This is a genomic window from Janthinobacterium sp. P210005 (assembly GCF_036231865.1).
In the GTDB taxonomy this organism is placed as follows: Bacteria; Pseudomonadota; Gammaproteobacteria; order Burkholderiales; family Burkholderiaceae_D; genus Janthinobacterium; species Janthinobacterium kumbetense.
On record NZ_JAZARC010000004.1, the window covers coordinates 142,794 to 154,912 of the forward strand.

Sequence of the window (12,119 nt, forward strand, 5' to 3'; positions counted from 1 at the left end):
CCTGCTCAGGCAGGCAAACGGGCCGCCTTGAAGCGCCGCCAGGCCTTGTGCATGCGGCCATCGCTGCCCTGCGCCTGCGCGCGCGCCGCCAGGTAGCCGCGCACGAAGGCCGCGTGCTGCCGCAACCCGTCCTGGGCGGACTGGTCAGCCTGGCCAGTCTGAACATCGGGCAATTGCTGCAACAGCCGGTCCGCCACCTGCACATCGTTGAGCCAGCCCAGTTCATCCTGCAGCACCGACAGCCGCCCCACATATGGTTGCACGGCGCGCGCGGCAAACAGCGAGGCAAAAAATTCCGTCGCATAGCGCGTCTTCTTGGCCGCGATGCGCACCCGGTGGCGCTGCAGCGGCGTGGCATGCAGCAGGCGCTTGCCGCGCTTCACCAGGCGGCGCTGATCCTTGCGCAGGGTGGCGCGGGCAAACGGCGGGACGTGCGCATCGAGGCGCCGCACCTGGCGCGCGGAACAGCTGTCGCGCCAGGCGCGCGCCTGCAGCCAGCGCTGCAAGCCCAGCATGCAAGCCGTGTAGCGCGCCGACGTGACGGCCTGGGCCGCTTGCGCATGCTTGAGGCGCGCCTGCGCGTGCGCCGCCTCTGCCAGCGCCGCCGCATCCGCCTGCGCCTCGCCATCGAGCTGCGCCAGGGTATTGCCAGCCAACACATCCCAGTCGCGCGCCTCGCCCAGCGCGCCGCCCAGCCAGTCGAGTTCGGCCTTCAAGGCCTCGGGCAGCGCCAGCAAGGACTTGAACATGCCCAGCGCCGAACGCAAACGGCGCAGGCCCACGCGCATCTGGTGCACGCTTTCCACATCCTCGCCCGCCGCCACGCCATCCTGGTTGCCGCTGACCTGCTCCAGGCAATTGCCAGCGATGGCCAGGAACACTTGCTCCACCGACATCGCCGCGTCCAGCGCCAGGGGCTGCGCCTTGACCGCCTGCAGAGGCTGTGACGCCGCGAGGCGGTAGCCACGTTCCGCCTTGCTCATGTGGCCCAGCTGCAGCGGCACGTCCTGCAGCAGGGCCAGCGCCACGTCGAACAGGCTGGCCGCTTGCCCCTGCTTCAATTCCAGTTCGATCTCGCTGACGGGCACGCTGCGGACGGCGCCATTCGCCCCATCCGCGCCGCTTTCGATGACACCCTGGTCCAGCACGCATTCGATCTCGTCGCCCTGCGGCGTGCGCAGCTGCCATACGGTGCGCTCCATGCGCGTGGTAAACACGGGCTGCAAGGCGTCGCGGACGGCGTCCTGGCGCAGCAGCGCGCGGATGGGCTGCTTGCGGCCGATGGCCGAGTCCAGCGCGGCGAGGTCCGGTTGCGGACCGGAAACTTCGCCCTCCCATTCGTGGCGGCTGTGCAAGCCGCTGTTGACGCTGCCACCGGCCTTCAGGGTCTGCACCCAGCGCCCGTCCACCTGGCGCACGCGCAAGCCCGCCTGGTGGCGGCACAGCTGCAAATCGGGCGTATCGACATAGATATCGTGCATCTGCAGCAACTGCACCTCTCCTTGCGCCTGTTGCGCCAGCAACGGGTGCGCGCGCAGGCGCGCTACATCTTGCTGCGCCAGCAACAATTTCAATTCGATTTCCATGACCGCTCCTCGCGAGACTCCTGAACGCCCATTGTAAGGCGCGTCCAGCCACATACAAGGAGCACGCGCACCGACCTTGATTTTGCGCGAAAATAGGCGCGTCATTCAACCAGGAGATGCCATGACCTACCACGCCGCCGAAAACCGCTACGACACCATGCAATACCGCACGTGCGGGCGCAGCGGGCTGAAACTGCCGCTGTTGTCCCTGGGACTGTGGCACAATTTTGGCGACAGCAACAGCCTGGCCTCGCAGCGCGACATGCTGCGCACGGCCTTCGACCTGGGCATCACGCATTTCGACCTGGCAAACAACTACGGCCCGCCGTATGGCAGCGCGGAAAGCAATTTCGGCAAGCTGCTGCGCGACGATTTCTTACCGTACCGCGATGAACTGATCATTTCCACCAAGGCAGGCTGGGACATGTGGCCGGGCCCGTACGGCCAGGGCGGCGGCTCGCGCAAATACGTGCTGGCCAGCCTGGACCAGAGCTTGCAGCGCCTGGGCCTCGACTACGTCGACATCTTTTACTCGCACCGCTACGACGCCGACACGCCGCTGGAAGAAACCATGGGCGCGCTGGCCACCGCCGTGCAGCAGGGCAAGGCGCTGTACGTGGGCCTGTCCTCGTATTCGCCGCAAAAGACGGCTGAGGCGGCCAAACTGCTGAAAGAGTGGAAAGTGCCGTGTCTGATCCACCAGCCAGCCTACAATATGCTCAACCGCTGGATCGAGGAAGACGGCTTGCTCGATACCCTGCAGCAAGAAGGCATGGGCTGCATCACGTTCACGGCGCTGGCGCAGGGCTTGCTTAGCGACAAATACCTCGATGGCGTGCCGCAGGATGCCCGCGTCAACCGCCCCGGCGGCGGCTCGCTGCTGCAAAAACACCTGAGCGCGGAAAACCTGGCCCGCGTGCGCGCGCTGAACCAGATCGCCGCGCAGCGGGGACAAACCCTGGCGCAGATGGCGCTGGCCTGGGTGCTGCGCGATCCGCGCGTCACCTCGACCCTGATCGGCGCCAGCAGCAGCGCGCAAATCCGCGAAAACGTGGCCGCGCTGCAGCAATTGTCGTTCACGGCCGACGAGCTGGCCGCCATCGACGTGCAGGCGCGCGAAGGCCATATCAATCTGTGGGAAGGTCCATCGCGGGCCGTCTGAGCACGCGCTCCCCGGTGCTTGTGAAGCCGGCGGTCTGGCGCTAGACTGCCGGCTTCACAACATCCCTGCCCGCGACCAGACACCATGAAGACCATCACTGCCACGACCCTTTGCCTGCTGCTGTGCGCGGCCAACGCCAGCGCGGCCAATTATTGCGACGCGCCGTCGTGGTCGATTACGCATGGCAAGAGCTACGACGAGGTCATGCAGATCGCCACGAAGCGCGACAAGATCCGCGACGCCGAATGCAGCTTTACGGATGTGATCCTCAGGATCCAGAACGAGGAGGCGGGCATCAGCCGCTATCCGGGCATCCTGCTCATCGCCGACGAGCGCGATGAACGCTTCGTCGTCACCAGCCGCGTCGGCGCCTACACCATCTTCAGCTACCGCTACAACGACAAGCGCCTGCTGCAGTTTGCCATGAAGGATCACAGCTGGGAGGAAGGCGAAGCGTTCCAGGCCGGCGCCTACAAGATCACGGGTGCGAAGGAATTCAAGACGCTCACCGGCTTTCCCACCACCTTGCTGGTGGTACAAACGTTCCAGTTTTACGGCCCGAAGTAAAGGCCAGCTTCCCTCACGGTTCCAGCGGCGGCAGCCAGGCCAGCAACTCCTGCGCCACCTGCCGCCGCCGTTCCGGCGTGGCAAAGGCGCCCACCTCCACATGCGTGCTGCCGCAGCTGATGCATATCAGCTGGCGCGGCCCCTCCGGCACGACGATATGCGTGCACCAGGGACGAAAGCTGCTGCGCTGGCGCCGGCCGGCGCTCACCTGCTCGACGACCAGCACGCCGTCGCGCAGGGCCAGATGCTCGTAGTCGCGGGCATGGCGCAGGTAATACAGCAGGGAAATGGCCACCAAGACCAGTTCGGCAAATGAAAAGACGGGGATGTACCAGTAGCCGCGCAGCGCAAAGGCGGCGGCGATGGCGGTGGAAAACAGGCACAGCACACCATAGGCGCGCAGCAACTGGCGCACCGTCAAGGCACTGTGGCGCGTAAACAGCCATTGCGGCTGTTCCCGTGCAGTATCGCGTGGCATCTCGCCTCCCGCAACAGGAAGGGCGCCGGCGTCATCGCTGCAGCGGCGCGTCCTTCAGGATATGCTTGCGCCGCTCAGGCGCCCATCCGCACCAGCGCATGGCCCACGTGCTGCCACCAGTGATCGCGCGACTTGACCTGTTTCAGGCAAGACGTGTCGATTTCCGCGGGGAAGACGCGATCCTGGCACACCTTCGTTTCCAGCGCGTAACGCTGATTCTCCGCCGCCGCCAGGGCCACGACGAGCCAGAACGCCAGCGCCAGCAAGACCACCAGCGAACTCCAGGCCAGGTGATTGGTGTTACTTTTTTCGCCAAAAAACTCGCGCGGCCGCGTCTCGCGATACATCGACATCAAGTCTTTTTCTTTCTCTTCCGACATCTGCGTTTGCATCCTCTGACATCCTATCCTGTACCGGCCGGCTGGCCATGGCGGCGCGCACGCCGCCTTGCCTGCATTTTACGCCGATGGCGCAAGAGGGGCGGTAATTCATGGAGGCAATTCACTACCATCACCCTGCGCCGGCTGCACGGGCGCCACGCTTTCCACATGATCGACGTCGATGTCGCCGCCAGCAGGCGCCGTATTGCGCGGCTCCACGCCGGCCCGCTCGCCCGTGCCGGCCGCATCGCTGTCGTTCTCCAGCGCTTCCGCATCCTGGCCCGGCACGCCCTGCATGTCGCTGCCGCTGTCGGAACTGTCGCTGGGACCGAGCGCCCCCTTGCCATGGCCGCTGCCCAGGACGCGGTCAGGCGTGACGGGCAAATTGTCCGGATCGAGTGTGCTACTGCTCATGGCGGCCTCCCGTTCATAAAAAATCAGCTTACTCCGCTGGCCTGGCCAGCGGCGCACGCCTGCACGGCATTTCCCCAGGAGAAATGCGGCGGCGCACAACTATTTTCAGAAATTACTTCACAAATGTACTATTCATTGCTATAGTTAATTCAAGTAAGCATCTTCTCATCCAGAAACTGCTTCATCGGCGGCACGGCGCCCACCAGCGCCATGCCGCCGAACCGACCGGTACGTGGCGAGCCGGCCCATCCACCCAGCCATCATGCACATATTGGAGTTTTATCATGCAAGCCAAATCACTCATCGCAGCATTGTTTGCCATCACCGCCGCCACGTCGGCTTTCGCCCAGAGCGCCGCGCCTGCCGCTGCCAGCCAGCAACTCACGCGCGCTGACGTCACGGCCGAATACATCCGTGCCCGCAACGCCGGCGAAATCGCCACCAGCGAAGTCGACTACCCGAAAACGCCGGCCACCGCCGCCAGCAAAGTGACGCGCGAAGAAGTCATGGCCGAGTTCTACGCCGCCCGCAAGGCTGGCCTGATCCCGCAAACGGAAGCGGACTTTGACGTCGCGCAAACGACCAAGCACGTCGTGAAATAAGAAACCAGTCAGCCGGTTTCAGTCAGTCAGTAACACACCTCAGTTGCGGCGCAGCGCTCGGGCCACTCCCGAAGCTCACCGCGGCGAGCTGTCAGCAGCACCCCCAACACGATCTTTCCCGGAGTCCCTGCATGTCCCTGCACCGCCGTTTGCTTGCCGCCAGCCTGATCCTTGCCTTGAGCGCCTGTGCCGACATGGGCCATATCGCGCCGCAATCGGCCATGCTCGATGCCAACAAGCTGCAGGCGAGCCAGGCCATGGATGCCGCCGCCAGCGCCGCCATACAATGGCCGCGCACGCAATGGTGGCAAGACTTGCACGACCCCCAATTGAACCGCCTGATGGAGCAGGCGCTGGCCGACAGCCCCACCCTGCGCGGGGCCCAGGCGCGCGTGCGCCAGGCCGAGGCGCTGGCCGGCGCGGCGGAAGACAAGACCCGCCCGCAAGCCGACGCGAATATCTCCATCAACCGCGAACTGTATTCGCAGCACGGCAGCACGCCGGCACCGCTGGCCGGCAATTACGCCTGGCGCAACCAGGCCACCGTCACGGCGTCGTACGACCTGGACCTGTGGGGCCGCAACCGCGCCGCCCTGTCCGCCGCCCTGGGCGACGTGCAGATGGCCTCGGCCGAATCGCAGATGGCGCGCCTGGCCCTGGAAACGGCGCTGGTGCGCACCTACATCCAGCTGTCGTATGAATTCCAGCTGCAGGACGTGATCGAACGCAGCCTGGCGCAGCGCGCCCGCATCCTCGACATCACGCGCCAGCGCAAGCAAGCCGGCATCGGCACCGATATTGATGTAGCGCAAATAGAAACCACCTTGCCCGCCGGCCGGCGCCAGCTGGAACAGTCGGCCGAGTCACTGGCCCTGCTGCGCAACCAGCTGGCGGCCCTGTCGGGCAAGGGGCCGGCGGCCGGTGCGGCGCTTACGCGGCCCGTGCTGCGCCTGGACCAGCCGCTGGCCATTCCCGCCGCCCTGCCGGCCGACCTGATCGGTCGCCGCCCCGACATCGCCGCCCAGCGCTGGAGAGTGGAAGCGGCGGCGCAGCGCATCGACGCCGCCAAGGCCGAGTTCTACCCGAACGTCAACCTGGTGGCCTTTGCCGGCTTCCAGGCCTTCGGCTTCAGCCATTTTCTCGATGCCAACTCGGACATCCGCGGCGTCTCGCCCGCGCTGAGCCTGCCCATCTTCGCCGGCGCCCGCCTGCGCGCCCAGCTGGGCAGCCAGACGGCCGTGTACGACGGTGCCGTGGAGCAATACAACGCCACCGTCATCAACGCCATGTCGGACGTGGCCAACGCCGTCACGAAGGCCCAGTCGCTGGCCAAACAGCACCAGCTGACCTTGCAGGCGCTGGCCACGGCGCAGCGCGCGCGCGACCTGGCGGAGAAGGCCTACAACGCGGGCATGAGCGACGCCATCAACATGCTCAACACGCAAGTGGCGCTGCTGGCGGAAGAACAGCAGCAGGCGCAAAATGGGGCGCGCGAGCTCGATCTGTACGTTTCCTTGATGAATGCACTGGGAGGCGGCATCTGAGCTTGCAATCCTGGCATTGCCCTAGCCCAACAAGATACAATCGGAACTTTATTCACACATGAAGGAATATGACATGACCGCTTTTGACGCCACCTCCAAGCGGCTGCAAAACATCCGCACGCGCATGCCAGGCTTCCCCATGGAACTGATGCGCCTGTTGCGCATGACGTACCACATTCAAAAAGGCATGAAGGATCTGACCAATGCCGCGCTGAAAAAGCACGACCTGGTCGATGCCAGCTACATGGTGCTGGCCGTGCTGTACGGCACGGACGACGAAACCTCGAACGCCTGCACCCTGGGCATGGCGTGCCATGAAAAGCCGGCCAACCTGACGCGCGTGTGCAACGACCTGGAAACGCGCGGCCTGATCCACCGCGGCACGCGCCCCGGCGACCGCCGCTCCGTGATGATCTCGCTGACCGACAAGGGCCGCGCCCTGATCGAAACGGCGCTGCCGGACGTGTACCAGGAAACCTCGGCCCTGTACGAAGGTTTCACGGACGAAGAGCTGCAAGTGCTCGACAAGCTGTACATGCGCCAGTTGCGCAACCTCAACAATCTCAACAACCAGAACTGATAGCCTATCGATGACGCCAGCCACAGCAACAAAACCTATATACGGCCCCCTGACCCGGGCGGCCCACTGGCTGGCGCTGGCGCTGCAGGACTGGCGCTCGACGGAAGGCGAACGCTGGATCTACGTCGGCAAGACCCTCATCGCCTCGTTCTGCGCGCTGTGGCTGGCCTACCGCCTGGGCCTCGATTCGCCCAGCACGGCGATGACTACCACCATCATCCTGGCCCTGCCCAGCAGCGGCATGGTGCTGGAAAAAAGCTTTTACCGCCTGTGCGGCACCCTGCTCGGATGCACGGCCGCGCTGACCCTGATCGGCCTGTTCCCGCAGCAACCCGTGCTGCTGTTCGCCGGCCTGGCCCTGTGGGTGGGTCTGTGCACGAGCGGCTCGGCCCTGCACCGCAACGCGCAATCGTATGTGTACGTGCTGGCCGGCTACACGGCCTGCATGATCGTGCTGCCCGCCATCGAGCAGCCGATGCAGGTGTTCGCGCTGGCCGTCACGCGCGTGGCTGAAGTGGGCCTGGGCATCATCTGCTCGGCGGCCGTGTCCAGCGTGCTGCTGCCGCGCCACCAGGGCACGCAGGTGATGCGCACGGTGCAAGCGCGCTACGGCAAATTCCTCGCCTTTTGCCAGGACGTGCTGCAGCAAAAACTCACGCCGGCGCAGGTGGAACTGACGCATTTGCAGTTTGCCGCCGACGTCGCGGCGCTGGAACTGGGCCGCTCGGCCGCCCTGTTCGAAGTCACCAGCAAAGTGAGCCACGTGCGCGCGCAAAACCGCAAGCTGCACGCCTTCAACGCCACCTTCATGACGGCGCTGACCACTTTCTATACCTTCCACCGCCTGTTCGACCGCCTGCAGCGCGACGACGAGACACAAGTCATGCAGGCTTGCGCGCCCCTGTACGCCATCGTCGCCGAAGCGCTGCAAACGACGCCGTCGCAAGACTCGCTCGACACCATGCAGCAGCACCTGCAAACGGCGCTGGGGCAGGCCCGCGCGGACATCGACGGCGCCCCCATCGCGCATGCGCAGCGCATCGATTTCGACACCGTGTGCGAGCTGCTCGAGCGCTTCGCGCGCGACATGAGCCGCTTTCACGAAGTGTATTTCAGCCTGGCGCACGACACGCCGCTGGAAATCAGCACGCCGCAGGCCTATGCGCCGAAGACGCCGCCCGCGCTGGTGATCGCCAGCGGCGCGCGTGCGGCCATCAGCCTGGCCCTGCTGGCGCTGGGCGCCTACTTCCTCGCCTGGCCCTATGCCAGCACGGCGATGCTGATGGCGGCCGTGTTCTGCGCGCTGGCCTCGTCCTCGCCGCGCCCCATCCTGATGATCCGGCAAGTGCTGGCGGGCTTCTTGATCGCCATGCCGCTGTCGCTCGTCTGCGTGTACTTCGTGCTGGTGCACGGCGACGGCTTCCCCATGCTGGTGCTCAGTTTTGCGCCCTTCCTCGCCGTGGGCCTGTATCTGATGACGAATCCGGCCAAGCTGGGCGTGGGCCTGGGCGTGTCGACCTTCATCACGCAGATGGCGCCGACGAATCTGATGCATGTCGACGGCGCCGCCTTCCTCAACACGGGCATGGCGCTGATCGTCGGCCTGATGCTGGCCGCCCTCGTGTTTGCCGTGCTGCTGCCCGAACACACGATGGGCCACAAGGACCATATCGGCCGCGCCCTGTGGCGCGAAGCGCTGCATGCGTGCACGGCGCCGGCGCGGCGCGTGAAACACCGTTTCGACAACCGCGTGCGCGACCTGCTCAGCCAGCTCAATGCGGCGGCCGGCCCGGCGCCTGGCGAGGCCACGCGCGCCGTCGTGCGCCAGGCCCTGACCCTGCTGGAAATCGGCCACTCGGTGATCGAATTGCGCGAACTGATCGCGACCGCCCGGCCAGGCGCCACGCGCCACGCGCTGCAGCAATGCGTCGACCACATCGCCGGTTGGCTGCGCACGCGCGGCGACGCGGCACTGCAGGCGGCCCTGGCGGCGACCCTGCAGGCGGGCGCCGTGGTGCGCGCGGCGCAAAACGAAGCCGGCGTCACGCCCGAGCGCAGCGCGCGCCTGCAAACGGCGCTGGCCGACCTGCATTCGATCTACACCTCTTTACTCGACCACATGGCGCCTGGCGCCGGAGACCACCATGCCGCGTGAATTCGCCCTGTTCGGAATTCTGATTCCTACCCTGCTGCCCCTGTTCATCCTCAGCATCGGCCTGCAAACCCTGCTCGACCGCGTGCTGGGCTGGCTGGGCGTGTACCGCATGGTGTGGCACCCGTCGCTGGCGCGGCTGTGCATCTTCATCGCCATCTTCGGCGCGCTGGCCTTATCGCTTTACAAATAAAAAAAACTGTTCAACCCAATCAAGGAAAGGCTGCCGACATGGTAAGCAAACTGACCCGCTATGCAATCACCCTGCTGCTATTGGCCGCAGCCCTGTGGATAGGCAAGACCGTCTGGGACCGCTACATGGAGTCGCCGTGGACACGCGACGGCCGCATCAAGGCCGACATCGTCAACATCAGCGCCGACGTGGCCGGCACCGTCACGGACGTGCTGGTGCGCGACAACCAGGTGGTGCAAAAGGGCGACGTGCTGTTCGTCGTCGACAAGGAACGCTATGCGAGCGCGCTGGCGCAGGCCGACGCCGTGCTGGCCGCGCAGAGGACGGAGCAAGGCCGCCGCGGCAAGGAAGCGCAGCGCCGCGCAGGCCTCGATGCCAGCATCATCTCGACGGAAAGCCGCGAAAGCGCGGCGTTCGCCGCCAGCTCGGCCTCGTCGCAAGTGCAGGCCGCCGTGGCCGCCCGCGCGCTGGCGCAATTGAACCTGGAACGCACCACCGTGCGCGCGCCCGTCAGCGGCTATGTGACCAACCTGAACGTGCACAAGGGCGATTTCGCCGCCGTCGGCGCGGCCAAGCTGGCCGTCATCGACAGCGCCTCGTACTACGTCGTCGGCTACTTCGAAGAGACCAAGCTGGGCATGCTGGCGCAGGACGACAAGGCGGAAATGAATCTGATGAGCGGCGGCACCCTGCATGGCCACATCGAGAGCATCGCGCGCGGCATCACCGACCGCGACGCCGCCACGGGCCGCGAATTGCTGGCCGACGTCAATCCCACCTTCAACTGGGTGCGCCTGGCGCAGCGCGTGCCCGTGCGCATCCACATCGACGAGCAGCCGAAGGGGCAATTGCTGGTGGCCGGCACCACTTGCACCGTGGTGATCACGCCCCACTCGGCGCATTCCGCACCGGCGCCGAAGCCAGCGGCCGCGCACCCGGCATGAGCCGCGGCGGCGCCGGACGCCTGGCGGAAATCGCCCTGTTCCTCGACGCTGCGGCGCTGGGCAGCTTTTCCGCGGCCGGCCGCAAGCACGGCCTGTCGCCGGCCGCCGCCAGCGCCGCCATCGCGCGCCTGGAAACGGCGCTGGGCGTCACCCTGTTCGAGCGCACCACGCGCCAGCTGCGCCTGACGGAAGAGGGTCTGCACTACCGCCACTACAGCGAGCAGGCGCTGGACTTGCTGGCGCAGGCGGAAGACGGCTTGCCTGCGGGCGCAGCCGCCGTGCGCGGCGTGGTGCGCATCTCGGCGCCGTCCGACATCGGCCGCCAGCTGCTGCTGCCCATGCTCGACCGCTTTGCCGCGCTGCACCCGCAGATGCGCCATGCGCTGACCCTGACGGATGCCACGGCCAGGCTGGTGCAGGACGATATCGACCTGGCCATCCGCTACGGCGAGCTGCCCGACAGCGACATGGTGGCGCGCCTGCTGCACCCGGGCCGGCGCGTCGTGTGCGTGGCGCCCGCGCTGGCCGCCAAAGTGGGCGTGCCGGCCACGCCGCGCGACCTGGCGCTGCTGCCGACGCTCGTGCTCACGGCGGGCGACGGCGCGCCGCAGGAGTGGCGCTACCGCGAGGACGGCAAGCGCCACAGCCTGCGCCCGCAAGGCGCCTGGCACAGCAACGATGGCGAAATCATCCGCCGCTGGGCCGTGGCCGGCCATGGCTATGCCTACAAATCCCTGCTCGACATCGGTGACGACCTGCGCGCGGGGCGCTTGCACACGGTGCTCGACGATTACTTTGCCGACAGCGTCCCCCTGAACCTGCTGTACCGGCGCAGCCGCTTCCAGCCGCCGCGCGTGGCCCTGCTGGCCGACTTCCTGCTGCAGCAATTCGCCGCCCTGCCGGCGCAGCGCTAGCGGGCCACGGTCAGGGCGCCAGCACGCCCAACTGGCGCAGCAGGGTCAGATTATCTTCCAGGTGCCAGTTGTCGCTGATGCGCCCCTGCGCATTCACCCGGTACAGATCGAACGCGTAAAAGTCGATGGCCTGCCCCTGCCCCTGCAAGGGGCCCTGCGGCGTGGGGAAGACGCCCGTGAAGCGCCCCGTGAAATGCAGGCGCAAGGTGACACGGTCGCCCGCCACCAGCATGTCCTCGATGGCCACCTGCAAATCCGGCACGGCCGCATGAAACACGTCAGATGCCTGCAGCGGACCGGCCAATCCTTGCGGACGCCCGGCGGGCAAGGTGCGGTCGGTAAAATCGTCGGCCAGCGCCTGGCGCGTCAGGGCCGGGGCGCCGCTCTGCCAGAACGCGGCGTAGCGGCGCGCCGCCAGCACCACCTTGTCGGTGATGGCGGCGCCGGCCAGGTGGGCCGGCATGGGCAGGTGCGTGGCGGATTGGGCGGGCGCTGCGGCCAGCAGAGAAAGGGCCAGGATGGCGGGGGCAAGAACAGGTGCGGACATAATGAATCCAGGTGGGTTGATCGGCGTGCCTGCTGCATAGGGCACCCCGTCATTCT

14 protein-coding genes are annotated in these 12,119 nt (G+C 66.4%); 9 read left to right on the forward strand and 5 right to left on the reverse strand.

Going from position 1 to position 12,119, the window contains the following annotated elements:
• Window positions 1-5: 5 nt before the first annotated feature.
• Window positions 6-1,586 carry a CYTH and CHAD domain-containing protein gene (locus tag VPH40_RS17230; protein ID WP_305063608.1) on the reverse strand — a complete coding sequence of 527 codons (1,581 nt, stop codon included), beginning with the start codon at window positions 1,584-1,586 and terminating at the stop codon, window positions 6-8.
• A gap of 121 nt (window positions 1,587-1,707) precedes the next feature.
• On the opposite strand from VPH40_RS17230, the gene mgrA reads away from it, so the two are divergent.
• Both mgrA and VPH40_RS17240 read left to right on the forward strand, forming a co-directional pair.
• Complete coding sequence (mgrA, locus tag VPH40_RS17235) at window positions 1,708-2,748, forward strand: L-glyceraldehyde 3-phosphate reductase (protein WP_305054448.1); 1,041 nt, start codon at window positions 1,708-1,710, stop codon at window positions 2,746-2,748.
• Window positions 2,749-2,832: 84 nt separating this feature from the next.
• A complete protein-coding gene (locus VPH40_RS17240) occupies window positions 2,833-3,315 on the forward strand; it encodes a hypothetical protein (protein ID WP_305063607.1) in 483 nt (160 codons plus the stop codon).
• Between the two features lie 13 nt (window positions 3,316-3,328).
• Here the strand turns inward: VPH40_RS17240 and VPH40_RS17245 are convergent, their stop codons facing one another.
• From VPH40_RS17245 to VPH40_RS17255, 3 genes are all read right to left on the reverse strand, one after another.
• Window positions 3,329-3,793, reverse strand: a complete 465-nt coding sequence (locus tag VPH40_RS17245) for a DUF2244 domain-containing protein (protein WP_099665116.1) — start codon at window positions 3,791-3,793, stop codon at window positions 3,329-3,331.
• Window positions 3,794-3,867: 74 nt separating this feature from the next.
• On the reverse strand, window positions 3,868-4,185 hold the full coding sequence (locus VPH40_RS17250) for a hypothetical protein (protein WP_077400845.1): 318 nt from the start codon (window positions 4,183-4,185) through the stop codon (window positions 3,868-3,870).
• Window positions 4,186-4,281: 96 nt separating this feature from the next.
• Window positions 4,282-4,587 carry a hypothetical protein gene (locus tag VPH40_RS17255; RefSeq protein ID WP_305054447.1) on the reverse strand — a complete coding sequence of 102 codons (306 nt, stop codon included), beginning with the start codon at window positions 4,585-4,587 and terminating at the stop codon, window positions 4,282-4,284.
• Between the two features lie 284 nt (window positions 4,588-4,871).
• Here VPH40_RS17255 and VPH40_RS17260 point away from each other — a divergent pair, with 284 nt between their 5' ends.
• The 7 genes from VPH40_RS17260 to VPH40_RS17290 all read left to right on the forward strand — a co-directional run bounded on the left by VPH40_RS17260 (window position 4,872) and on the right by VPH40_RS17290 (window position 11,516).
• Entirely contained in the window at window positions 4,872-5,189 is a 318-nt protein-coding gene (locus VPH40_RS17260) for a DUF4148 domain-containing protein (RefSeq protein ID WP_180278609.1), read from the forward strand.
• A gap of 131 nt (window positions 5,190-5,320) precedes the next feature.
• Window positions 5,321-6,733: an efflux transporter outer membrane subunit gene (locus VPH40_RS17265; RefSeq protein ID WP_328574036.1), complete on the forward strand. Its 1,413-nt coding sequence runs from the start codon at window positions 5,321-5,323 to the stop codon at window positions 6,731-6,733.
• A gap of 73 nt (window positions 6,734-6,806) precedes the next feature.
• On the forward strand, window positions 6,807-7,313 hold the full coding sequence (locus VPH40_RS17270) for a MarR family winged helix-turn-helix transcriptional regulator (protein ID WP_034782299.1): 507 nt from the start codon (window positions 6,807-6,809) through the stop codon (window positions 7,311-7,313).
• Window positions 7,314-7,323: 10 nt separating this feature from the next.
• Window positions 7,324-9,468, forward strand: coding sequence for an FUSC family protein (locus VPH40_RS17275; RefSeq protein WP_328574037.1), 2,145 nt, complete (start codon window positions 7,324-7,326; stop codon window positions 9,466-9,468).
• The gene (locus tag VPH40_RS17280) at window positions 9,458-9,658 is read left to right on the forward strand and encodes a DUF1656 domain-containing protein (RefSeq protein ID WP_070224633.1); all 201 of its coding nucleotides are present in this window, start codon (window positions 9,458-9,460) and stop codon (window positions 9,656-9,658) included. Before VPH40_RS17275 ends, VPH40_RS17280 begins: the two co-directional genes overlap by 11 nt.
• Before the next feature lie 38 nt (window positions 9,659-9,696).
• Window positions 9,697-10,602 carry an efflux RND transporter periplasmic adaptor subunit gene (locus tag VPH40_RS17285; RefSeq protein ID WP_289918329.1) on the forward strand — a complete coding sequence of 302 codons (906 nt, stop codon included), beginning with the start codon at window positions 9,697-9,699 and terminating at the stop codon, window positions 10,600-10,602.
• Entirely contained in the window at window positions 10,599-11,516 is a 918-nt protein-coding gene (locus VPH40_RS17290; RefSeq protein ID WP_328574038.1) for a LysR substrate-binding domain-containing protein, read from the forward strand. Before VPH40_RS17285 ends, VPH40_RS17290 begins: the two co-directional genes overlap by 4 nt.
• A 10-nt stretch (window positions 11,517-11,526) precedes the next feature.
• Here the strand turns inward: VPH40_RS17290 and VPH40_RS17295 are convergent, their stop codons facing one another.
• On the reverse strand, window positions 11,527-12,063 hold the full coding sequence (locus VPH40_RS17295; protein WP_328574039.1) for an ester cyclase: 537 nt from the start codon (window positions 12,061-12,063) through the stop codon (window positions 11,527-11,529).
• Window positions 12,064-12,119 lie beyond the last annotated feature (56 nt).